At 44.3% G+C, this 24307-nt stretch carries 16 protein-coding genes; 11 read left to right on the forward strand and 5 right to left on the reverse strand.

Annotated features, from left to right (window positions below; translation table 11 throughout):
* From Q0081_RS13235 to Q0081_RS13250, 4 genes are read right to left on the reverse strand one after another with little or no spacing between them, the layout of a single operon-like run.
* Positions 1-2043 carry a M23 family metallopeptidase gene (locus Q0081_RS13235; RefSeq protein WP_298354018.1) on the reverse strand — a complete coding sequence of 681 codons (2043 nt, stop codon included), beginning with the start codon at positions 2041-2043 and terminating at the stop codon, positions 1-3.
* A 16-nt stretch (positions 2044-2059) separates the two neighbouring features.
* On the reverse strand, positions 2060-2293 hold the full coding sequence (locus tag Q0081_RS13240; RefSeq protein ID WP_298354020.1) for a hypothetical protein: 234 nt from the start codon (positions 2291-2293) through the stop codon (positions 2060-2062).
* Positions 2290-2478 (reverse strand): hypothetical protein, encoded by a 189-nt coding sequence (locus Q0081_RS13245; protein WP_298354023.1) that lies wholly within the window; start codon positions 2476-2478, stop codon positions 2290-2292. Before Q0081_RS13245 ends, Q0081_RS13240 begins: the two co-directional genes overlap by 4 nt.
* A gap of 57 nt (positions 2479-2535) precedes the next feature.
* Positions 2536-3147 carry a fumarylacetoacetate hydrolase family protein gene (locus Q0081_RS13250; protein WP_298354026.1) on the reverse strand — a complete coding sequence of 204 codons (612 nt, stop codon included), beginning with the start codon at positions 3145-3147 and terminating at the stop codon, positions 2536-2538.
* A gap of 75 nt (positions 3148-3222) precedes the next feature.
* On the opposite strand from Q0081_RS13250, the gene Q0081_RS13255 reads away from it, so the two are divergent.
* From Q0081_RS13255 to Q0081_RS13305, 11 genes are all read left to right on the forward strand, one after another.
* Positions 3223-3795, forward strand: coding sequence for a hypothetical protein (locus tag Q0081_RS13255; protein ID WP_298354029.1), 573 nt, complete (start codon positions 3223-3225; stop codon positions 3793-3795).
* Positions 3796-3805: 10 nt separating this feature from the next.
* Complete coding sequence (locus tag Q0081_RS13260; RefSeq protein ID WP_298354032.1) at positions 3806-6736, forward strand: T9SS type A sorting domain-containing protein; 2931 nt, start codon at positions 3806-3808, stop codon at positions 6734-6736.
* 94 nt (positions 6737-6830) lie between these two features.
* A complete protein-coding gene (locus tag Q0081_RS13265) occupies positions 6831-8039 on the forward strand; it encodes an acetyl-CoA C-acetyltransferase (protein ID WP_298354035.1) in 1209 nt (402 codons plus the stop codon).
* Positions 8040-8131: 92 nt separating this feature from the next.
* The gene (locus Q0081_RS13270; protein ID WP_298354038.1) at positions 8132-9652 is read left to right on the forward strand and encodes a capsule assembly Wzi family protein; all 1521 of its coding nucleotides are present in this window, start codon (positions 8132-8134) and stop codon (positions 9650-9652) included.
* Between the two features lie 101 nt (positions 9653-9753).
* Complete coding sequence (locus Q0081_RS13275) at positions 9754-12141, forward strand: exo-alpha-sialidase (RefSeq protein ID WP_298354041.1); 2388 nt, start codon at positions 9754-9756, stop codon at positions 12139-12141.
* 131 nt (positions 12142-12272) lie between these two features.
* Positions 12273-14354: an FG-GAP-like repeat-containing protein gene (locus Q0081_RS13280; protein WP_298354043.1), complete on the forward strand. Its 2082-nt coding sequence runs from the start codon at positions 12273-12275 to the stop codon at positions 14352-14354.
* Positions 14355-14587: 233 nt separating this feature from the next.
* Entirely contained in the window at positions 14588-16114 is a 1527-nt protein-coding gene (locus Q0081_RS13285) for a DUF4394 domain-containing protein (protein ID WP_298354046.1), read from the forward strand.
* 156 nt (positions 16115-16270) lie between these two features.
* On the forward strand, positions 16271-16813 hold the full coding sequence (locus tag Q0081_RS13290; protein ID WP_298354049.1) for a hypothetical protein: 543 nt from the start codon (positions 16271-16273) through the stop codon (positions 16811-16813).
* A gap of 21 nt (positions 16814-16834) precedes the next feature.
* The gene (locus Q0081_RS13295) at positions 16835-17128 is read left to right on the forward strand and encodes a hypothetical protein (RefSeq protein ID WP_298354052.1); all 294 of its coding nucleotides are present in this window, start codon (positions 16835-16837) and stop codon (positions 17126-17128) included.
* A gap of 51 nt (positions 17129-17179) precedes the next feature.
* A complete protein-coding gene (locus Q0081_RS13300) occupies positions 17180-19840 on the forward strand; it encodes a T9SS type A sorting domain-containing protein (protein ID WP_298354056.1) in 2661 nt (886 codons plus the stop codon).
* Between the two features lie 185 nt (positions 19841-20025).
* The gene (locus Q0081_RS13305; RefSeq protein WP_298354059.1) at positions 20026-21678 is read left to right on the forward strand and encodes a hypothetical protein; all 1653 of its coding nucleotides are present in this window, start codon (positions 20026-20028) and stop codon (positions 21676-21678) included.
* Between the two features lie 116 nt (positions 21679-21794).
* On the opposite strand, the gene Q0081_RS13310 is transcribed toward Q0081_RS13305, so the two are convergent.
* A complete protein-coding gene (locus Q0081_RS13310; RefSeq protein ID WP_298354062.1) occupies positions 21795-24269 on the reverse strand; it encodes a hypothetical protein in 2475 nt (824 codons plus the stop codon).
* Between the last annotated feature and the right edge of the window lie 38 nt (positions 24270-24307).

The following is a 24307-nucleotide window of genomic DNA, read 5'->3' on the forward strand; positions in this document are numbered from 1 at the left end:
TTATCGTTTTCGGCGCTTAGCCGACTTTTTAGCTTTGGATGAAGATTTTGATTTTGCTCGGGATTTACCGCGTTTTACGGCAGCTGCTCGTTTTGATTTTGAACGGGCAGCAGGTCGAGGAGTGGCCTCCTTGATTTCAGTTTCTATCAAGGTACTGTTTCCTGCTCTGTCAGTCACTTCAAGCCGTAACGGCCCTTCAAAATCAAGCGAGTCAACGAGTTTATCCGACCAAATGTAGTTGCGTTTGTAATCATAATTCATCAAAACCCATTCTCCATTTACATACGCATTGAATTTATCAATGCCCGACATTCCATCAGAAATACGCGCTGAAATATTTTTTTTGTTGGACTGAGTCAGGTGAACGGAAGGCGGTGCTGTATCGGTACCAAGAGCAAAATTCCCTAATTCCCGCGTTGTAAAATCAATAAAATTGTCTTGCCATGTTCCGCCGACAAAGCGCATTCGACCACCGTCAATCCGATACGCATGGGTTTTTTCGGGATTTTCAGGCATAAAATCAGGGCGAAAACTTACACCGACCGCATCCCTCAACGGCGTATCTTCATCGTTGATAATAAGCCCGTTAGGTCGTGGCTGTACAGCTAAATACAGCGTATCAAAAATGCTTTTACTGCCAAATCGTATCGTATAGCGGTCGTCTTTGTAGGTTTCCACCCTATCAGAAACAATACGTTGTCGGAAGTCAGTTTTCAGTATTTTGTTGCCAATTCGGATAGAATCCGGAAGCGCTTCCCGTAAATCAAGCAGGTACACGGTTTCACCGCTTGATTTATACGCCGGTGCTAAAAGAAAACTACCTTTTTTCATGAATACCTCTGCGGGCACCAATTGAGAAAGCCCTAACGCATTGATTTTAAATACGTTTTCATCCACTTCTGTTTTCATATAGGCCAAATTCGGCGAACCTTCAGGTTCTACCGCAGGCAGAGGCAAATCTTCTGGAGGCTCTCCTTTGATTTTCAGGCGCAGCACCGATGAGTTTTCGTAGGAATCAAAAAGGGTAACTTGTACTTCGTGCGTAAGCGTGTCCCGAATTTGTAATTTCCCTCGAAAAGCATCCGTTTTTTGAATGGCAAATTGATTCCCATCGGGATTATAACAACGCAAAAACCGCGAACCGGTACGCTGCTCAGTGGCGTAATCAATCAGGTTATTATAATCACGGGTTGACCAGCTTGGAAACGAGGTCATGTTATAAGCAAAGATTTCCTGACCATCAATTTTGATTTCAACGCAGTTGACTCCATTCCGAAAATTGACCCCGTTCATGGCATCAAAAGCAATAAGTTCAAGCCCGAGTTCTCCCCATGCTTTTACTGGTTGGGAAAGCGTATAACTGCCGTCTTTTTGGCGAACAGGTCGAAAACTTACCCGCTCAAATTCGCCGTTTACCCGACTTTGTAACGACATCGGCCGAATAGCCAATGCATTGAAATAAGGGGATACATCGTCTTCCACTTCAGGAAAGTCAAAAAAGAGCGGGTTGAGATAGCTGTCTTTCGAGTCGCGAATTTCAAAATGCAAATGCGGTCCCGCCGAACCTCCCGTATTGCCCGAAAGCGCAATCAACTGTCCTTTTCGGACAGGGAATTGCTCGGGTGAAGGGTTCAATTCAATGTCAAACGTTTTACGTTCGTACTGCTTTTGGCGCAGGTAACTCCCCATCGGCTCGGCATACGACAGCAAATGCCCGTACACCGTCGTCATTCCGTTGGGGTGTTTGATAAAAATTACGTTTCCGTAGCCCGTCGTTTGCACTTTGATTCGGGAAATATACCCGTCGGCAGCGGCCAAAACCTCCAATCCTTCCCGTTGCTGCGTTCGAACATCTATTCCTGCGTGAAAGTGATTGCTGCGAAGATCACCCAAAACCCCCGCCAAGGTATTTTTCTGTCCGGGATTGATAGGAAATAAAAAATAGCCTTTGGGAAATGTTTGTTGCTGTGTACGCTGTGAAAATGAGTAATAAGAGGCAAGAATTAAGAAATAGAGAACGGGCAAAAAAAGTTTTTTTATCATGCTTTACATGTCTTTTTTAAGAAGCAAATTGGATATAATCATTTTTCAAGGCTTGATAAGCATCTACCAATTTATCCATAACCTCAAATTTGCTTTCAATAGAAGCAATCACAGTTTCCCGATAGCGTTTTTGTTCTTCAACCGACAGGCCATTGATGTGAATCTTTAACTCGGCAATCAGTTTCTGTTTTACTTCTGCTTCTTCGGCAACCCGTATCTTATTGTAGAAATCTTTGATTATTTGATTCATAGCTCCTCTAACTCTTGGTTTATTCTAACAATTACATCTCGATAGCTTCTCGCTTTTTTAATGAGAAAGTCAAACTTTTCATCGTATTCTCTTGGGTCGTAAGCTTCAATCTGAAAATCAACTTCTTTTAATAACTGAACTAACATACGTCTCAGCTCAAGTAATTCTTGTTTAGTCAAATTCATTAGTCAAATAAAGGAAATTTTTGTGAAAATTCAAAGGCAAAAAACCGTGTTTCAGTCTCATTTTACCTCGAACTCCAACATTCTCTTTCCTTCAATATAAGCCGTAAGGGTATCACCTGCTTTAACGGCACTTACGCCTTTAGGCGTACCAGTAAAGAGCAAATCGCCTGTTTTAAGCGTAAAGAATCTTGAAATGAACGAGATAATATAGTCAATCTTGAACAACATTAATGACGTATTCCCTTTTTGACGGGTTTCACCGTTGACTTCCAAATGAAAATTCAGGTCTTGTAAATCAGCAAATTCTGATTTTGAAACAAAAGAGGATAGTGGAGCTGACCCATCAAATGCTTTAGCCAATTCCCACGGCAATCCTTTTGCTTTGAGTTTGGATTGCAAGTCCCGCGCCGTGAAATCAATACCGATTCCGATTTCGTCGTAGTACTTGTGAGCAAACTTCTCGTCAATATTTTTTCCCATCTTGCTGATTTTGACCACAATCTCTACTTCGTGGTGAATGTCTTCCGAAAAATCTGGCAGGTAAAATGCCGAATTTTCCTTTAACAGCGCGGTGTCAGGCTTCTGAAAAATAACGGGATCTTCAGGAATGGCATTTTGAAGTTCGTGAATATGATCAACGTAGTTACGACCGATGCAAATGATTTTCATAGAATTAGGCTTTTTTAAGGACACAAAACTAAGTACTCCAACGCGGAAAAGGAAATCTATTCTTAGCTTTGTGGGATGAAGTCCTTCTATCAACTCCTGTTTCAAAACGAAACGCTTTACCGATCGCAAGAGGTAGAAGCCGTTGAAAAAATTGTAGCCCAAGTAGCCACCTCTTTAGTGGCCGAAGCAAAAAATGAGCCCATTAAAGTTGCTCCACCAAAGCCCATTGCCCCCACAATGCCACCTGTTCTGGTTCAGCCGCCGTCTGCTATTCCTGCGCTTAATCATCAAATCCTGATTTTGGTCAATGAAGCCCCGGCCATGTCGCCAAGCAATACTATTTTTCTGGAAAAGGTATTAAAGGCGGTCAATTTAAACTTGGACGGGGTGGACATTTTGAACCTATCGGGGGCTAAACAAATGGATTTCAGGCCGTTGCTTCAAAACAAAAAAGTGCATCATTTTATCTCTTTCGGCGTACCGTTTATCCAGATCAATTTGGAAATCATGATGAATCGGTATGACCCAAAGCGCATTGCAGGCGTTAATTTTTTATTGGCCGAATCGTTGGATATTATTCAGGCCGATGATAAAAACAAACGCGCGCTGTGGAACGCCCTGAAAAAGCTTTTTATGGAGGCTAATTAATCGTAATTTGATGATGAGAAGTCTAACAATCGGGATTCTGCTTACTATTTTTCATTCCTCAGTATTTGCCCAGAATTTTACGGGAGGTTTTAATTTTACTATTCCCTACAACGATGGTGTTTCGTCTGCTTTTTTGCCAAAATTTCCCGCAAAAACTATCTCTGCTCAAGACCGGGTAACTGCCAACGGAGCCCATTTTATAGTTGGAGGTCAACCGATTCGATTCTGGGGTGTCAATATCGCTGCATCAGGCGCATTTCCTGCCAAAACAACCGCCCCCGACATTGCTGCCCACGCCCGTAAAATGGGAATAAATTTGGTGCGATTTCATCATTTGGACAACCCATGGGGAGGCAATGATGGCAGTATCTTTGTGTCAGGACAATCCACCCGAAGTCTCAATACAACTACCCTCGACCGCTTAGATTTTTTCATCAACGAGCTCAAGAAAAACAACATTTATACCAATATGAACCTCAACGTGTCACGCACGTTTAAGGTATCGGATGGGATAGCTAATGCCGATTCGTTGGTCGAATTTGCCAAAGGAATCACCATTATTGACCCTCAACTCATTGCTTTACAGAAAGAATACGCCACTCAATTGCTCGCCCACGTCAATCCTTACACGGGGCTGAAATTGGCCGAAGATCCGTGTTTGGGAATGGTTGAAATCATCAATGAGAACTCTCTTTACGGGATGTGGAAAGGTAACGTCCTGAAAACCACCAAGCAAGGCGGTTGGTTATTGGTGCGCCACGCGGTACGATTAGACAGTCTTTGGAATGCTTTTTTGACTGCCAAATACCAAACTCAAACCGCATTACAAACCGCCTGGCAAACGGGGAATGCCGGTATTACAGAACGCATTACCGACGGTGGGTTTGAAGCAGCAACACTCAATGCCAATTGGGTGATGGAGCAAAACGCCGGTGCCGCCGCAACTTCTGTTCTTGATGCTACGCAAAGCCAAACAGGCAGTAAATCAGCCAAAGTAACCGTAACCGCCAAAGGCACGGAAAACTGGCATTTACAATTCAAATATACTAATTTCTCGCTTCAGAAAGACTCCGCTTATGTCGTTCAATTTTGGGCCAAAGCCAATCAAAATACGACCATCAACGCCTCCCTTACTCGCGACGATTCACCATACACTTGGTATGGCGGACAGGAAATCAATCTCACTGCCAATTGGCAGTTGTTTAAAGTCACTATCGTTGCTACTGAAAACAACACCGGAAAAGGACGACTTGCGTTCCAAATCGGCAAGACAACGAATGGAACCACAATCTCGCTTGATAATGTATCGTTGTCCCAACCGGTGCGTACAGCTTTTCTAACGGGAGAAAATTTAACCAACAAAAACATTCGTCGGTTTGATTACGGCGAACGGGGAAGCTTTGCCAAGCAACGCGTGGCCGATTTAGCGCAGTTTTATATTCAGCTTCAAAAAGGATTCATGGAAGACATGCGTAATTTCCTGAAAAATACCCTTGGCGTACAGGCTCCCATTACGGGCACAAACGCGCTGGTAGGGATTCAGGAAGGTTTGGAGCATGAAAATATGGACTACTACGATGACCACAGTTATTGGGACCATCCGCAGTTTCCGGGTGTGGCATGGGATGCCAACAACTGGCTCATCAATAATACACCCATGGTAAAAAATGGCTCTTTTGCCGCCATGACTACGGCTTTTTCCGGCGTGCATTTAAACAACAAACCTTACACCGTCAGCGAATACAACCACGGATACCCCAACCGCTACCGCGTTGAAATGGTGCCGGCCATGGCAGCTTACGGGGCATTTCACGGGATGGACGGGGTCATGTTTTTTGAATACAACAGCGATGTAAACAGCACGTGGTCACTTGATAAAGTCGGCGGTTATTTTTCCATTCACCGCGACCACAGCACCATGAGTTTGTTTCCCTCCTGTGCATGGGCGTACCGAAACGGCCTCATCACCGAAGCTACTCCTACATTAGTCAACTATTCAGAACGGGACGTGTTTTGGTCGTTTGAAAAAGACAACAATGGGCGTTGGAGCAAATACGTCCCCTATGATTTACGGCTACAACTTACTCACTCCCTGCAGGTTGGCACCTACCACCACGCTCAGGGAATTACTTCTCAAACGCTACCTACACCGAGTACCAATACGTTTCAGACCAATACACAACAGACGCTCTTAAACACCCAAACGGGAATTTTAACAACCAATACACCGCGTTATGTTTCCATTTCAGGGTTCCTTAATGCCGCTCCCAATACGCAAATCGGGAATTTACAACTGAAAAGTGCCAATGAGTTTGGGGCGATAACGTGGGTTTCGCTCAACAGCAAGACGTTAAACGAATCGGACAGTTCGTTGATTACCATTGCGTCGCAAACGCAAAATACCGGTATGGTTTGGAACGGCACCAATACGAGCGTTAATAATAATTGGGGAACTTCTCCTACTGCCGTACGTGCTTTGACGGTCGAGACTCGCCTCAACATCCAAGCCGAAGCATTACGAATCCACCGACTTTCACCTTCAGGACAAATTATGTCTACGTTTGACATTTTACCAACCGCTGCCAATACATTTGATGTCAACTTTCAGCAAAGCACCGACCAAACACTTTGGTATGCCGTCCAAGCCATCAAGAAAACGGATCTGGTACTTTCCGTTACCACTTCCAATCCTTCCAGGGATGTGGTTAATGTGTATCCCAATCCGGCACAGAACTTACTGACGGTCGATTTTTCACTTAATTCTCCTAAACCCGTTACCATCGAAATCATCAATGCGGCGGCGAGTATCGTTTTCAACACTACCAATACATTGGGACAAACAGGCTCAAACAGTATGAAGATTGATTTAAAAAACCTTCCCAACGGCACTTATTTTCTACGTGTTGGCAGTGAAGTAAAAAAGTTTATCATCAGTAGGTAAACTATAAAAACCTGTTTCATTTTTTCAAGAACTTTTATAATATACCCTGCGTATTTCAAAGACTGATTGATTCAACCTCTTACTTTTTCAAAAAATGGCCGAAGCTTATGTTTATGACGCTGTTCGTACCCCACGCGGGCGCGGCAAATCGGATGGGTCGCTGCACGAAGTGCAACCCATTCAATTGTTAACCTCTGTTTTAAAAGAAATCCAACAGCGTAACCAACTGGACACCAACTACGTTGACGATGTAATTATGGGTTGTGTTACCCCCATCGGTGAGCAGGGTGCCGACATCGCCCGAACGGCCGTTATTGAAGCAGGTTATGCCGAAAGTGTGGCAGGAGTGCAATTAAACCGTTTTTGTTCATCAGGCTTAGAAGCCATTAACCAAGCCGCCGCTTACGTGATGTCGGGGCAGGTGGATTTGATTGTAGCAGGCGGTGTAGAATCCATGAGTCGCGTGCCGATGGGCTCTGACGGTGGTGCATTGTTTATGAATCCGCAAATTGTAGCACGTCACAACATCGTTCCTCAGGGAATTTCGGCAGATTTGATTGCCACTAAATACGGTTATTCTCGTAAAGATGTGGACACATTCGCGGCCGAATCGTACCGTCGGGCCATGGAAGCTCAAAAAGCCAATCGTTTTGCCAAATCATTAGTTGCCTACAAAGATGAGATTGGTCTTATCCTTCTTGACCGCGACGAAGGCGTTCGTCCGGGCACTACGGTCGACTCATTAGGCGCATTAAAACCTGCTTTTGAAATGATGGGAAGTATGGGTTTAGACGCGTTGGCCTTGATGAAATACGCCGACATAGACAAAATAAATCACGTTCACCACGCTGGCAATTCTTCCCAAATCGTGGACGGTGCGGCTGGTTTATTGATTGGCTCCAAAGAAATTGGTGAAAAGTTAGGTTTAAAACCTCGTGCTAAAATAAAGGCGTTTGCCATTGTGGGTTCTGAGCCTACCATCATGCTTACTGGTCCCGTGCCTGCGGCGCACAAAGTACTCAAAAAAGCAGGCATGGACATTGGCGACATTGATTTATTTGAAGTCAACGAAGCTTTTGCAGCGGTGCCGTTGTTTTTTATGGAACAATTAGGGGTTGACCATTCTAAAGTAAACGTTAACGGAGGTGCTATTGCATTGGGGCATCCGTTGGGCGCAACCGGCGCTATAATCTCAGCTACGCTAATTGATGAATTGGAACGTTCGGGCAAGCAATTTGGGCTCTCAACGCTCTGCATTGGCGGCGGCATGGGCATTGCTACGATTTTTGAACGAGTAAACTGACATGGACATTGGTGGGAAATATCACACTAAAATAATAGGGTGGGTGACGTCTAAAAGCGTTTTTCCTGCGTATATGCTTATATGATTTTCTTATGAACACCCACTTTAATTCTATGCTGTTTCGATACATATCGGGTTTCACGGCTTTTCTGTTGCTGAATGCTGTACAGGCACAAGTAAAGAAACCATTCAGTGAACTGAAATACGATACAGAAATAGGCGGGGCGTTTGCCGGCAATCGGCAAACGCCCTTTTGGCTTAGAACCAATCAATACGGAATTGTTCCCTTAGAAAGCAATTTCTACACCCTTAGAGCAAGTGTAAGCCGTGAATATGTCCATAAATCAGACTCTGCAACGGCTAAAAAGCGCAAATTCGACTGGGGATTCAAGGCAAACAGCGTGTTCAATTTTATACCTTCCCGTACAGTCAAAACCAAAGAACTCCTGTGGCCTGAAGTATACGTCAAACTCAAATTTGGAGCCTTTGAACTTTACGGCGGCAAACGGCGCGAATTAGTTGGGTTAGGCAACAGCACCTTATCATCGGGATTTATGGCCTGGTCGGGAAATGCCATGCCATTTCCCAAAATCCAGTTTCAAACCGTTGATTTTGTTCCCCTCAAATTCATCAAAAGTATTCTATCCTTTAAAGCGGGCTATGCTCACGGTTGGTTTACAGTGCCTTACATTCAGGGAGCGTATCTCCACCAAAAGTACCTGTATGCTCGTTTTGGCAAACCGCATTGGCGCGTCAAATTTTACGCTGGACTCAATCATCAGGTTCAATGGGGAGGAAAAGCGGATTATTTAATCGGCTCGCCCGTTGCTGAAAACGGTCAACTTCCTGCCACTTTTCGAGATTATGTGTCATTGGTCACGGGTCGTTATCCCGACGATTATTCCAACAATCGCTATAATTCATTCGACGGAGCAAACCGCATCGGAAACCATATAGGCAGCTACGATTTTGCCTTGGAATGGAATGACGCCAAACGAACCATCCTTTTCTACCACCAACATCCTTACGAAGATGCTTCGGGGTTAGCCTTCCAAAACTTCCCGGATGGTTTGACAGGATTACGACTTTTGCGAAAACCGAACAGTTCCAACAATTCGTTTCAACTGCGACGGATCGTAATGGAGTTTTTACAAACAACGGATCAAAGCGGTTCCACCTATGTTACCTTGGCTCAATATCAAGGCATTGACAGCTATTTCAATCATGGACAATACAAAGAAGGTTGGTCATATTTGGGTAATACCATTGGCACGCCTTTTATCGCACCCTGTGCTACACTTCAACCAGGAATAATTCCTCCTTCCAATGCAAATTTCTTCCCGAACAATCGGGTTTTAATGGGCTATTTAGGAAGTGAATGGACGATATTCAAGAAAGTCAGTCTTCTGTCACGCAGCTCGTTCAGTCGCAATTTCGGGATGTATGGAGAGCCCTTCTCGCCTACTCTCAACCAATTTTCCTTTCTTTTAGCTGCCTCCATTCCCATTCCTAAATGGCCGGGCTGCTCGGTTAAAAGTTCAGTGGCTTTGGATCAAGGCCAATTATTTCCTACTTCAATAGGAGGGCTTATCAGCCTTAAAAAAACATGGTAATAATTACCGTTTCAGTAAATAAGTTGCAGATAACGCTTTAAATTTGGACATTCAAAATTTCATTTTTCACTCCATATCTGCCTACAATGAGCCTAAAACCTTTGTTTTCCCTCCTATTTACTCTATTTAGCGTAACTCTCTTTGCTCAAACCCCCGCCATTTCATTGGTCAAAGAAGAATTTATTTTTAACACCCTTCCCACCCCTTCCTGTCATGCGTCAAGCATTGTTGAGTTGGGCAACCAACATTTTATGGCAACTTGGTTTGGCGGTACGCACGAAAACAATCCTGATGTGGTCATTTGGATTTCCGAATACAAACAAGGCAAATGGGGCACGCCCAAACTCATCGCAGACGGCATTGTTGATGCAACTAAACGCTACGCCTGCTGGAATCCGGTTTTGTTCAAAACCAAAGAAGGCAAACTGATGCTTTATTACAAAGTTGGCATTAACCCGCGGGAATGGTGGGGAATGGTACGAACGTCCACCGACAACGGAAAAACGTGGACGAAGCCCGAAAAACTGCCCGATGGAATGCTGGGACCTATCAAAAACAAACCGGTACAACTCGCCAACGGTGACATTTTACACCCCACCAGTACGGAGAGTGTAAAAGGAAATGTTTGGCACGTACATTTGGAAAAGACGGATAAAAATGGCAACAATTGGCAGAAAATTGACATCGACAACGGCAATTTTGGCGCTATCCAACCCAGTATTTTGACCTATCCGGATGGAAAAATGCAGTTGTTGTGTCGGAGCAAACAAGGTTATGTAGTACAAACCTGGTCGAGCGACGGCGGTAAAACCTGGAGTCCGGTAAGTGCCACCACCCTTTTGAATCCCAATTCAGGAACCGATGCCGTAACGCTTAAAAACGGTACACAAATTATCATTTATAACCCTATTCAAAAAGGACGCCATAAACTTCGGGTAGCCGCCTCTAAAGACGGAACCAATTGGCAGGATATTTACAATTTGGAAGACGAAAGCGAGGGCGAGTTCAGTTACCCAGCGGTCATTCAATCAACCGATGGTTTGGTGCACATTACGTATACTCACCACCGGACAAAAGTGAAACACGTAGTACTGAAAGTACCTGATGTGTTACCTCCAAGAGCCATCGGCCCGCTTCCTTCCAAAGCGCAGTTAGGTTGGCACGACATGGAACAAAACGCCTTTATTCACTTCACAACCAACACCTTTACTGATTTGGAATGGGGATACGGAGATGAAAAGCCTGCTATTTTTAACCCAACGCAATTAGACGCTGACCAGTGGATTAAAACCCTCAAAGATGCTGGTTTTAAGGGAGCCATTTTAACTTGCAAACACCATGATGGTTTTTGTTTGTTTCCGAGCCAATTCACCGAACATTCCATTAAAAACAGTCCCTACAAAAACGGTAAGGGTGACTTGGTAAAAGAAGTGGCCGACGCCTGCAAAAAATACGGCCTGAAATTCGGGATTTATCTTTCGCCTTGGGATCGCAATCATGCCGAATATGGCAAACCCGGCTACGTTGAGTATTATCGCAATCAACTCAAAGAGATTTTCACTAACTACGGCCCCGCTTTTGAAATGTGGTTTGACGGTGCCAACGGTGGCGATGGCTACTACGGAGGTGCCCGCGAAAAACGCCGCATTGACGGAAAAACGTACTACGATTGGCCTACGACTTTGGATATCGTTCGTAAAATGGCGCCCGAAGTTATTTTCTTCAGTGACGCCGGGCCGGGCGTCCGTTGGGTAGGTAATGAAAGGGGTATTGCCGGAGAAACCAATTGGAATACGATATCACCCGACACACTTTACGCAGGGAAGGGCGGCATTGAAAAACTCCTGAATACAGGTTCCGCCGATGGTACGCATTGGATACCGGCGGAGGTAGATGTTTCGATTCGTCCGGGTTGGTTTTATCACGCCAAAGAAGATGAAAAGGTAAGAACTCCCGAAAACCTGTTTGATATCTACCTTACTTCGGTGGGTAGAGGCTCTACTTTATTGTTAAACGTCCCTCCTGACCGTCGCGGGCTTATTCACGAAAATGATGTAAAGGCATTAAAAGGCTGGCGCGAACTACTTGACCGTGAATTTAAAACCAATTTGGCGGCCAAAGCCAAAGTGATGGCGAACTCATACCGCGGCAACGCTGCCAACTACGCAGCCACTAATCTCACCGACGGCAATAAAGACACCTACTGGACAACCAACGACGACGTAACTACGGGAAGCATTGAACTGGATTTGGGCAAAACTCAAACCGTAAAATACATTACGCTCAATGAGTACATTCAATTAGGCCAACGGGTCAAAGAATTTAACGTGGAGGCTTGGCAAAACGGTGCGTGGCAAAAAATAGCCCAAGCCACGACCATTGGTCACAAACGAATTTTAAAACTTAACCCAATAACGACCAATAAAATCAGAGTCAATATTACCTCATCAAAAGCTTCTCCCATCATTTCTGCGATTGAGGTATATTGATTTTCAGTAATGATTTTTGATTTTGGGTATACGAATTAAACTTTTCCGCTAATTCTTATTATTTTCACAATAAGACTTAGCGGAAAAGCATTTTACAGGGATATCCAAACACATCAAAAACCATTTCTATCATGAACAATACACTACTTGCTTTCCTTCTAATGGCTGTTGCCTTTCAGTTTGTAAATGCTCAGGCGCCCATTATTACCAATTTTTCACCCACCAGCGGCCCCGTTGGCACAAGTGTCACCATTACGGGTACCGGTTTTGATGCTACTAATAACATTGTATTTTTCGGTGCCACCAAAGCCTCAGTTACCGCTGCCGGTCCCACAAGTTTGACTGTAACAGTACCAACAGCAACAACCTATCAGTACATATCAGTTACTAATTTAACCAATAATTTAACGGCTTATTCCGCCAAACCATTCGTTGTGACCTTGGCAGGTACCATTGCTTTCGATGCTAAACAAGACCAAACAACCGGAACAACTCCAAAATCGGTGAGTATCGGCGATATAGACGGCGATGGAAAGCCCGATTTGGCCGTAGCAAATTCAGGCAGCAACACGGTATCCATACTGCGCAATACTTCCACTTCAGGTACAGTCAGTTTTGCCACTAAAGTGGATTTTACTACCGGCTCCTCTCCTGTTTCAGTAAGCATCGGCGATATAGATGGCGATGGAAAACCCGATTTGGCCGTGGTCAACGGCGTTGATAACAGTGTATCGGTATTGTGCAACACTTCCACTTCAGGTACAGTCAGTTTTGCTTCCAAGGCAGATTTCACCACCGGAACCGGGCCTACTTCAGTGGTTATCGGTGATATTGATGGAGATGGGAAACCTGATTTAGCCGTGACTAATGGCGGAAGTAATAATGTATCGATATTACGCAATACTTCTTCATCAGGCGCAATCAGCTTTGCGACTAAAGTGGATTTTTTTGCAGCCTCCAATCCTACTTCAGTAGCTATCGGCGATATTGATGGAAACGGGAAAGCCGATTTGGCTGTCACTCAAGGCGATGGTGGTGACGTCGCTGTATTGCGCAATACATCCACCTCAGGTACAATCAGTTTTGCCACAAGGATAGTTCTGGGTGGAGGGCCGGGTAATTATTCTGTGGCCATCGGCGATATAGATGGCGATGGAAAACCTGATTTGGCTATCGCAAATCTGCTGTTTGCGGGCGGGGGAGTATCCCTCTTTCGCAATACCTCTACTTCAGGGACAATCAGTTTTGCTGGCAGAGTGGATTTTGTCTCTGGTAAATTTCCTAAATCTATCACTATGGGTGATATAGATGGAGATGGGAAACCCGATTTGGCCGTGGCAAACAGCACAACTAATACTGTATCTGTATTTCGTAACACCTCAAGTTCGGGGACTGTAAGTTTGGCCGGTAAAGTAGATTTCACCACAGGAACAGCACCTTGGTCTGCCGTTATCGGCGATATAGATGGCGATGAAAAGCCCGATTTGACCGTTGCTAACAGTAGCGGCAACGATGTATCCCTATTTCGACAATCAGTACCGCAGGGCAGTTTAACAGCTAATGGGCCGTTTTGCGCATCGGGAACAGGACAATTAACGTGGACTTCAACCGCAGGTCCCGGGCCTTATACCGTGGTTTACAATGACGGTACTGCAAACCGAACCGCTTCCAATGTGACAAGCGGCACTCCGTTTAATGTGTTTACCAATCCTGTCAACAGCACAACTACCTATACGTTGGTGTCTGTAGCCTATCCGGACAATTCTGTTCAAACGACCGGTTTTGCCGTAGGTACCGCAACCATAACGGTCAATCCACTGCCTATAGTTAGTACCTCCGCGGCTTCAGTCTTTGTGGACAGTACCATTACCTTAACCCCTACTTCAGGAGGAACATGGGTGAGCAGTGACCCTGCCAAGGCAAGTATAACTAACGCAGGGCTGGTTACAGGAAAGTCATCGGGAGTAGTTAATTTTACATTTACGGCAACGGCTACCGGTTGCTCTGCCACTACGAGCAATGTAACAGTAATCAATTCCCTTTCTCCTGTTCAAGCTACAGAATTCAGTCCTAATTATATTTTGGTACCTCAGCTTACCTTTGCGCAGATTTCAGCGATCTCTTCTCCCAAAAGAGGAATGATCGTGTATGATTTGACCAACAATTGCCTGCGTGTGTTTACCGGCGAATGGAAATGTATTTCTTTAAATTAGCTGCCCACAATTTCTTTCACAAAGTGGTTACAGCATTTTAAAGAAACTGCTTCTAATTCCTGTCTGCTTTTTTCAGCACAACTTAAACTTTTGTAACTCACACTATTTCAACAATATAACACCAATAATTCAAAAATACATTTCTTCCAAAATCCAAAGCATACATATCTTCGTACATAGCAATAGTTTTCAAGAAGTTGTCCTCACACGCTAAACACTTTAAAATTATTGCTATGTGTTACAATCAGAAATTGCGTTCCGTTGGGTTTCTTGTAGCCCTTACCTCGCTAATTACCTTCAATTCCTGTCAGGATCACCGTATGTCTCCTGCCCCTCAGACCCTTCCCGAAGCGCCTTTTTATGCACTTACCTCCGGCAATCAACTGCTTGCCCTCAACGTACGTTCTACCAATACTCCCACTGCTAACGTAACGATTTCGGGATTACCGCAGGGAGAGCAAATTTTAGCGATTGATTTTCGCCCTGCCACCGGTCAATTGTATGGGGTAGGCAGCAGCAGTCGTTTGTACATTATCAATCCTGTAACAGGCGCTTCTGTGGCTCTGGGTACAGGGCCTTTTTCTCCGGCATTAATCGGAAATGCAGTAGGTTTAGATTTTAATCCTACTGTTGACCGTATCCGATTGATAACAAACACAGGCCAAAACCTGCGTCTCCATCCTGAAACGGGAGCAGTAGCGGCTACTGATGGAAACATTAACGGAGTAGTAGGAGCAGTCATTATGGGCGGTGCTTACACCAACAATAAATCGGGTGCTGCGACGACGACACTTTATGAAATTGACCCGGTTACGGATCGGCTTTATCGCCAAGATCCGCCTAACAATGGAACATTGGCCGATGTAGGCCCACTGGGATTAGACATCACGGCCGTAGGTGGCTTTGATATTTCTCCTAATGGAGATGCCATCGCCTCGGTAACGTTTGGTGGTGCAACGGAATTAGATCAAGTCAATCTTACAACCGGACGCCTTCAAAAATTAGGTGATTTACCAAGCAACGTCATTGGAATCACCATTCCAACCGAACCTACTGCTTATGCCGTAGACAATACCAATAATCTCTTGATTTTCAATCCCACGAATCCGGCACCTATATCGAAGGCTATCGTGGGCTTGCAACCGGGAGAATCCGTACTTGGCATTGATTTCCGTCCCATCAATGGACAATTGTATGCATTGGGAAGTACCAGCCGCCTTTATACGATTAACACTTCAAACGGAGTGGCTACGGCCATTGGAGCAGCCCCGTTTTCGCCTGCACTGAGCGGAGCCGACTTTGGATTTGACTTCAACCCTACCGTTGACCGTATCCGAGTAACCAGCAATAGCGGTCAAAATTTACGCCTTATCCCTGATACCGGTGCAGTGGCATTTACGGACGCCAACTTGAATCCGGGAAGCCCAAGTGTAACCGCTTCGGCCTATACCAACAATTTTGCCGGAGCAGCTGCTACTACGCTTTACAACATTGAATCTACCGGGGCAAATGCAATGCTTTACATTCAAAATCCGCCTAACAACGGCACACTCGTACCCGTAGGTTCATTGGGAGTTCAGACAGAAAGCACCAATGGCTTTGACATTGGCGGAATGAGCGGCATAGCGTATGCCTTACTTCGTTCCGGTGGAACAACCAGAGTCTATTCCATCAACCTCGCCAACGGCGCTGCTACTGGTGGAGGCACATTACCGGGAAATCCTGTTGTGCGCGGTATGGCACTGGGATTAGGTTTCTAACACTTACGTATTCACACAGTTTCAATCCATTAAAAAAGCTGCCGCGGGCGAACCCCTCGGCAGCTTTTTTAATGGATTTTTCACACCAAAAGTATGCCTTTTTGTTACCTTCGCGGATTCTTTAATTTTCTTCTTAAAAATCACTACTCAATATTTATGAAAAAAACTATCCTTGCCCTTATTTTATGTTTTACTACGCTTTCCGCCTTCACACAAACAGAAGAACGAATCACTATCGTTTCAGCCATCCCCAGTGAAAACACGGGGCAGGATTATTCCTCCTGGCTTAATGACGATTTGAACAATTTAGTACCCAGTGCCTGGACGGGCAACTCAAAATGGGTGGATGTAACCCTGAAATTAGAGAAGAAAGCCCTGATTAGCCGTCTTTCCTTTTATGATTTTGAAGGCGTTTTTACAGACAAGCCCGCTTACATTTATGTGTTGAACGGTACACAAAAGATTTTTTTGGGCTTGTTTGAAGGGCTTACCTACAAAACTTTTGTTGATTTGAAACTTACGCAACCATTGGTGGGGGATGCTATCGTAGTGCATAAATTCGGCAATAACATTCCCCAAAAAATCAAGGTATTCGGTCAATCCATCACAGCAACGACCGTCCTTGCCGTCGTCGAAGACCGCATCAAATTACTATCCATTTCTGCAAGCGAAAATACAGGGCAGGGCTACACACCCTGACTCAACGACGACCTGAACAGCATGGTAGCAAGCGCTTGGACGGGCAACTCAAAATGGGTGGATATAACCGTAAAATTAGCTCAAAAAGCCCTGATCAATAAAATAAGTCTGTACGATTTTGAAGGTGTATTTACCGACTATCCGGCCCAAATTTATGCCCAAAACGGAACACAAAAAACGCTTTTAGCTACTTTTGACAGCTCTACTTACAAAACTTGGGTGAGTTACAAACCCGGTCAATCTGTATTAGCCGATGCCATTGTGGTACATAAGTTCGGCAATAATATTCCCCAAAAAATCAATGTGTACGGATAGGCCGTACTCAATGACCCGCTTGATGTTCCTGCGCCTCCGGCCGAAGAACGAGTGAAAATAACAGCAGCTACCCCGAGCGAAAACACAGGGCAGGACTACACGCCCTGGCTCAACGACAACCTGAACAGTTTGGTAGCCAGTGTCTGGACGGGCAACTCCAAGTGGGTGGATGTGAAGTTGACCTTTGAAAAACGAAGCAAAATTACCCGTCTGTCTTTTTATGATTATGAGGGGGTATTTACGACCAACCCCGCTTCTATTTACGCACTCGACGGAACAACCAAGACTTTTTTAGGAGTGTTTGAAGGGCTTACCTACAAAACATTTGTTGACTTAAAACTCGCTCAACCACTCGTAGCCGATGCTATCATCGTACACAAGTTTGGCAATAATATTCCGCAAAAAGTTCAGGTGTATGGTCAGGCGGTGTCAACTGCCACTGTTGATCCGCCTACAACTACACCCCCTACTCCGCCAAACCCAGCGGTTGTCGGCACAAAAATTCCGATTGATGCGAAACGCTGGTATCAACTAAATACATTGGACAATGGTTTGGGAGGGCTTTTTGACGGTGTCACTGACATATCCGTTCAAACCATATTGAGTAATTATGATGCTTATTATCCACTCCTCAGCGATGAAGAAATATCGCTCCAAAGCATTAGGTTTTATGACTGGGAAGGGATCATTAAGGATACTCCAATGACGCTTTCCGTGATTACTGACCAATGGCAACGAATTCCGGTGGCAAGTTTTACGGGTGAAACATACAATCAATGGGTAGGCCCCAATCCAGCCAACAGCGGAAAATTCACACTCGATACACCTCCCGTTGGTAAAATTCGCTACTTACTCATCAATAGTTCTGGGGGTTATCCTTCCGAAATCGAGCTATACGGCACTTACAAAGCCAGTGTCAAACCCGTTACGCTCGCCCCTAAAAGAGAAGTAAAATTGAAAAATGGCTTCGGGGTCAATGCTTTTGAGTGGAATTTTCTGGGCATTACCAGTGACGTCATTGACGAATCCAAAATCAAGCCTATCAAGACATTCTCAGGATTTCGTCACTACATGGACTGGGATAAACTCGAACATACCGAAGGAAGCTACACCTACAATCCTACCGACAGTGGTGGCTGGAATTACGATGCCGTTTACGAACGCTGTAAAATCGAAGGGATTGAGGTATTGGCCTGTCTCCAAACCATCCCCCCGTGGCTGATAGCCACTTATCCTGCCGCTGACCAGGATTATGACAATGTGCCCGTCAGATACGGAAAAAGTTTTTCCGATCCTGCCTCTTACATCGAACAGGCAAAAACAGGTTTCCAGTACGTAGCCCGTTACGGAAGCAATACCTTGGTCAATCCCGCATTGTTAAGTGTAAACAGTAAACAGCGTTGGACAGGTGATGGCATCAATACGCTGAAAATCGGCTTGGGGCTTGTTAAATACATTGAGTGCGGAAACGAACGAGACAAATGGTGGAGAGGACGCAAAGCGTACCAAACCGCTCGTGAATACGCGGCCAATCTCTCCGCTTTTTATGATGGACACAAAAACACGATGGGCGCGGGAGTTGGGGTGAAAAATACCGACCCAACTATCAAAGTCGTGATGACAGGCTTAGCTTCGGCAAGCACTGATTATGTACGGGGTATGATTGACTGGTGTAAAGAATTCAGAGGATACAATGCCGACGGTTCGGTAAATATTTGCTGGGATGTGATCAACTACCATTATTATTCCAACAATTCCAACGCCTCACAAAACGGCATTTCTACCCGAGGAACTGCCCCAGAAGTCTCCAATGCCGGAAAAGTAGCCGACGAATTTGTACAAATGGCCCACCGTGAACAAAATGATATGCCTATTTGGATTACGGAATTGGGCTACGATGCCAACCAAGGCAGCCCTTACAAAGCCATTCCAATCGGCACTAAATCAGAATATATTACGCAGGCCGACTGGAGTTTGCGCTCTGCCCTGATGTACAATCGTTTGGGTATCGACCGAGGGTTCTTCTATGAATTGTACGATGACAACTTTCCCAATCCTACCCAGTTTGCTTCATCGGGATTAATCAATGATGACAAGACCCGTAAACCCGTATCAGATTATTTTTATCAAACCTCCAAACGGTTTGGCGATTACGTTTATAAAGAAACCCTTTCCAAAGACCCTTCGGTAGACCGCTATGAACTGAACGGTCAATCAGTTTATGCACTGTACGTTCCAGATGAAACAGGCCGTACTGCCAACTATACGTTATCAATGGGCAATTTTAACCAAGCGAACGTTTACTCGCCTAAAGTTGGAAGCGATTCCATGAATGTAGTTAAAATGCCAGCTAACCTCGGTAAGCTTACACTCACACTTACCGAAACTCCTGTCTTTGTTTTACCCTCCAACGGTGCGGCGCGTTTGGCCGTTGCCGAAACCACGAATGAATTATTCAATTCACTGGTTGTATATCCAAATCCTGCCAGTGATTTCGTCTCTTTTTCACTGGAAAATGAACGTACCGGCCCGCTTGAGGTCAAACTGTTTGATGTAAACGCAACTCAGATTGTGAAACAAAATCACTTCTTGAAAACGGGAAAATCGTTCGTGGGAAAAATTGACATTCGCTCACTACCGTTTGGATTGTACGTTTTGGAACTAACTCAGGACAATGAACAAACAACCCGAAAAATACTGAAGATTGATTAGATAAGTCTGCGGTTTAGGTAAATCCCTCCCTGCACATTGGTAAAATCCAAGGCGGGGAGGGATTTTTATTGCCGCTTCTCCTTTGTTAAAACCAAACAATTCTATTATTTGAGTATTTTTGCCCAATAAACCGATTCGCACCAAGAAGCTGTTTGGGGCTTCAAGAAGACTCTAAATACGTAACTATGATACTTTTAAATTGGATTGACTTCGATACTCGTCCCCTCATTTGGTGGCTATTTGGACATTTATTTTTAGGCATTTTCAGTAGTTGGCTCATTCTTCGCAATCGTCCTGTATCGGATTTTATTCTCGTTGGCGTTATTTTCTTCATCTCGGGTTTTATGCGCCTCCCTATTCTTCTACACAATCTTCCGCTTAATCCAGACGAAAGTCAGATGTTAGCTCAAGGCTTGACCCTGACCTTCGACCCTTTGCTTTATCGTTCTGTAGACCCTACTACCAGCGGCCCCATCAATAATTATGTATTGGCTTTTGTACATCTATTAGGGTTCAAACTGGATTTTCGTTTAGCCCATATTTTAAGCTGGCTGATTACCGCATCCTCGGTAATTTTCCTGTACAAAGCCCTAAAACAGTTACAGTCCGTTTTCATAGCTCAACTGGCGGTAATCCCTACCATAGCATTCATCACTTTTGCCCAAAACGCTAATTATCTGCATTATTACAGTGAAGGAATTGCCATTTTATTCCTTAGTTTCAATGTTTACCTTATCGCTCGCTGGACACGAAAAAAAGACTTTCCGTTGTTGGAATTAATCGCCTTTGGAATCTCTACAGCCTTGATTGTCCTTTGTAAAATCCAAGCCCTTCCCTTGTCTTTTGTTCTGGGAGTTTGGAGCCTGTTTCTGTTATTTTTCTTTCAAAAACAAAAAGCGTTCCTCTATGGCAGTGTTCTGGCAGGCAGTATTATAGCGGTGTGGGGAGGCTGGCTATGGTATATGCAGGCCAATGACGTACTGGATGACTTTTTTTTCTATTATATCAAAGCCAATGCGCAATTGAAAATGCATTTTTCGGACAGCACCGTCCGTAGTCCTTTTTATCTACTTATCCGATTTCCCCTGATTGTTTTCAAGCGTGCTTTTGGATTAGAGTACTGGTTTTTCCCGTTTGTGCTGCTGACAGGAGTATTTCTTTTAAAAATCACCGCGAAAGAAGCCTTTCTAAAAACCATAAAACTCAATTCTTATTTTTGGGTAATGCTTTCGGGCTACTTTTTTATGGTGGTAGCAACTATTATTCGCACGGGCAGTTTTTACCCGCATCATTTCCTGTATTTTATTCTCCCCTGTTGTTTGTTTATAGGTTTGTATTTAAGTCAAATCAAGCCGATTTGGCGGTGGGCTATTTTATCTACTCAAGTTATCTTTATTGCCCTTTGCGTTAAGCGTCTTGCCACGGGTTCCTACTTAAATTTATACACAACAGCCGTTTCTGACCAAAGGGAGCTAAGTCCGGTTGGACAGGCCATTCTTAAGTACGGAAAACCCGGAGACTATTTAGTGGTTTGGGGATGGGCTTGCCAGTATTACGTAGAAACCCAAATGCCTCAGGGTGTTAATGAAAACCACTCTGTAAGAAGCGCGATGAAACATCCGCTTCAAGCGGCTTATTATCAGCGTTACATTCAGGATATCAAACGAACTCGACCCAAGGTTTTTGTAGATGCCATGACCCCAAAAACGTTATGGATGAACGATCCGAAAAAATACGGCCACCAAAACTATCCAGAATTAGCTCAATTCATCGCCGACAACTATACGTTCAAAGAAGAAATCAAAGGGATAAAAATCTACGCCCTAAAACACAATTAGAGCCAAATTGCTTTGGCTCTAATTGTATTGAAATGAAGATGCAACTTTATAGCTTAAGACTCTGTAAGAGAAAAAATTCGTCATTCGTCACTCCTACATTCGACATTTTTTCAGCATTACGCTGCTTTTGATTTTTGTCGGTATTCCATAAATATCGCGCCGGCCATCAACAAAATCCAGGCAAATGCTGCAAATCGGTCAATTTGTTGGCCTGTTTTTACCGCAGGCGGATCAAATTTGAATTCAATCTTGTGTTTTCCTGCCGGTACCACCATACCGCGCAGAATATAATCAGCTCTAAAATGCGAAGCTTCCTGCCCGTCCACGTAGGATTTCCAATCTATACCTCCTCGGTAGTAGATTTCGGAAAAAATCGCTACTTCTGCGGTCTTTGCGTCAGATTCATACGTCAGGTGATTGGGCTTGTACTCCGTCAATCGAATTTTGGCAGCAGTATCTGCCTGCGGCTTCACATTTTGTACTTGGTCCGCAAAACGCTTATCAACAAACGCCGTTTGACGAGGTTCAAACTTATCCAACGCTTTCAGTTCTTCATCAGCGTTATTGACCAGTTTTACCTCCTTCACAAACCACGCATTACCCAAGGCTTCCGGGTTGCGCTGTACCGTTGGCTGTCCATCCTGACCCGGAACGATGAAATAACGTGTATTCAGCATATTAAATACCGCCATGTTGTTTTTAGACATTTGCGCATCCACCACTTCCCGATACCTACGCAGGGTAGCACCATGATACCCCCCCAGAGATTTATGGAAATAGGACAATTTCGCATCCTGAAATGGACTGGTTGTTAAGTCAATCACCCGATAGTTAGGGTCTGTATCCTGCATAATTTGCTGATTGGCCGGACTCGGTTGAAACAGGTCATCGTACAAATACCATTTTTGTTGGAAACTGTCATTGTTTAGATAGCGGCGATCTACTGTCCACATATCAACGAGCGTCAGAAATGCCAATGCTCCCGCAACGATGGTCACATTTTTAAGTTTTTGGGTGGCATAGGCCCAAATAAGACCCGCCGCCAATAAAATAAAAATCAAACTCCGAAAAGCATCTGAACGCAACATATCCACTCGGTCCGTGAGTAAAGCATTGTAAATATCGTTGGCGGCGGCTTTGTTATTCCCAAACTGTTGGGTCAAATTCTCAACCAATCCTGCATCTTTAGGTGCCTTAAAATCAAACAGACCCGGAATGAGGGTAAACAGAAGTGCTACCCCTCCCGTAAGGGCTAAACTAATAAAAAATGGTCGTTGAAGTTGTTTCCAATCTGGTTTTTCGTCCATCAATTTCTTTACTCCCAAAGTAGCTATAACAGCAACGCACAATTGAACCAACGACAGGGCCATACTTACGGCCCGAAACTTATTGAACATCGGAAAGTTGTCAAACAAAAAGTAGTTGACCGAACTCAAATTTTCTCCCCAAGAAATAATCAGGAAGAAAAGAGCCCCTATTCCAAAAGGATATTTATAACGCTTATCGGCAATAAACAGCCCCAATACAAAAAGAAAACAAATAATGGCTCCCGCATAGACACCACCACCTACAAACGTCTGATCGCCCCAATAAGTGGGAAGGGAGCGAGCAAATTGAATCGCCGTTTCGGGAGGGATATTATAACGTCCCAGTGTTTTATACACTTCTGATTTCTCATCCAATTCACCTCCTGACGCTCCTCCTGAAAAATTAGGAATCAACAAAGTCAACGACTCCAATTTACCATAACTCCAACCAAAAGCATAATCCCGATCTAAGCCCTCGCTTACTTTTGCAGTACCGGGTTTAGGAGACAATTCAGATTTACCGCGAATTGTTTCTTTGGTATATTCATAAGTGGTCCATAACGTAGAGGTATTATTTGCTACCACGATGAGGCCGAATACGGCCATAAATGCCGTAGCTATCAAAAATTTTCCTACATGCTTTTCCTGTATAGCTCTTACTAATTCAAATACTCCCAAGATTATCATCAATAACCCCGAATAGTAGGTGATTTGTGCGTGGTTGGCCCATAAATCCAATCCCAATCCAAAACTAAAAATGGCCGATCCCAACCAACTTCGACCTCGATAAGCCCAGACCACCCCTGCCATCATGATGGGTGAGAAAGAAAGCGCATTTACTTTGGAAATATGCCCTGCTTCGATGATTTGAATATTGTAGGAAAAAAAAGCAAAGGCTATAGCGCCCAATAAACTTGCCGTTAACCCACATTCCATGGAAATCAGGAGCAAATAAGCTCCCAATAAATAAAAGAAGATATAGCCTCCCTGCCCAAATGTGCTCGTAAACATCCCAATAGGGGCCACAGCGCCTTTAGAAAGCCGTCCCCAAATAAAATAAGTAGGCATCCCTCCAAAGGTACTGTTGGTCCAACCTGACCACTCACCGGTTTGTTTAAAGTATTCTGCCACCTCATGAGAAGCTCCCGCTGCCTGAACAGGGTCATTTTGAATCAGCACTTTGCCTTTCAGAACAGGGCTCATGTACCCCCAGGAAAGGGCCGCAAAGCCCAACACAACCAACAAATGTGGCAACAGCGATTTAAGATTTATTACTTTTTTCATTTCAATAAAAAACCCCTGTGTCTCCAAGGGGAAAATTT

This window comes from Runella sp., assembly GCF_027484545.1.
In the GTDB taxonomy this organism is placed as follows: domain Bacteria; phylum Bacteroidota; class Bacteroidia; order Cytophagales; family Spirosomataceae; genus Runella.

Excerpts from the sequence above, each read along its gene's own strand:
- Q0081_RS13235 (WP_298354018.1), bottom strand. The coding sequence starts at position 2,043 with ATGATAAAAAAACTTTTTTTGCCCGTTCTCTATTTCTTAATTCTTGCC.
- Q0081_RS13240 (WP_298354020.1), bottom strand. The coding sequence starts at position 2,293 with ATGAATCAAATAATCAAAGATTTCTACAATAAGATACGGGTTGCCGAA.
- Q0081_RS13295 (WP_298354052.1), top strand. The coding sequence starts at position 16,835 with ATGGTAGCAAGCGCTTGGACGGGCAACTCAAAATGGGTGGATATAACC.
- Q0081_RS13290 (WP_298354049.1), top strand. The coding sequence starts at position 16,271 with ATGAAAAAAACTATCCTTGCCCTTATTTTATGTTTTACTACGCTTTCC.
- Q0081_RS13265 (WP_298354035.1), top strand. The coding sequence starts at position 6,831 with ATGGCCGAAGCTTATGTTTATGACGCTGTTCGTACCCCACGCGGGCGC.
- Q0081_RS13305 (WP_298354059.1), top strand. The coding sequence starts at position 20,026 with ATGATACTTTTAAATTGGATTGACTTCGATACTCGTCCCCTCATTTGG.
- Q0081_RS13270 (WP_298354038.1), top strand. The coding sequence starts at position 8,132 with ATGAACACCCACTTTAATTCTATGCTGTTTCGATACATATCGGGTTTC.
- Q0081_RS13260 (WP_298354032.1), top strand. The coding sequence starts at position 3,806 with ATGATGAGAAGTCTAACAATCGGGATTCTGCTTACTATTTTTCATTCC.
- Q0081_RS13255 (WP_298354029.1), top strand. The coding sequence starts at position 3,223 with ATGAAGTCCTTCTATCAACTCCTGTTTCAAAACGAAACGCTTTACCGA.
- Q0081_RS13310 (WP_298354062.1), bottom strand. The coding sequence starts at position 24,269 with ATGAAAAAAGTAATAAATCTTAAATCGCTGTTGCCACATTTGTTGGTT.
- Q0081_RS13250 (WP_298354026.1), bottom strand. The coding sequence starts at position 3,147 with ATGAAAATCATTTGCATCGGTCGTAACTACGTTGATCATATTCACGAA.
- Q0081_RS13285 (WP_298354046.1), top strand. The coding sequence starts at position 14,588 with ATGTGTTACAATCAGAAATTGCGTTCCGTTGGGTTTCTTGTAGCCCTT.
- Q0081_RS13280 (WP_298354043.1), top strand. The coding sequence starts at position 12,273 with ATGAACAATACACTACTTGCTTTCCTTCTAATGGCTGTTGCCTTTCAG.
- Q0081_RS13245 (WP_298354023.1), bottom strand. The coding sequence starts at position 2,478 with ATGAATTTGACTAAACAAGAATTACTTGAGCTGAGACGTATGTTAGTT.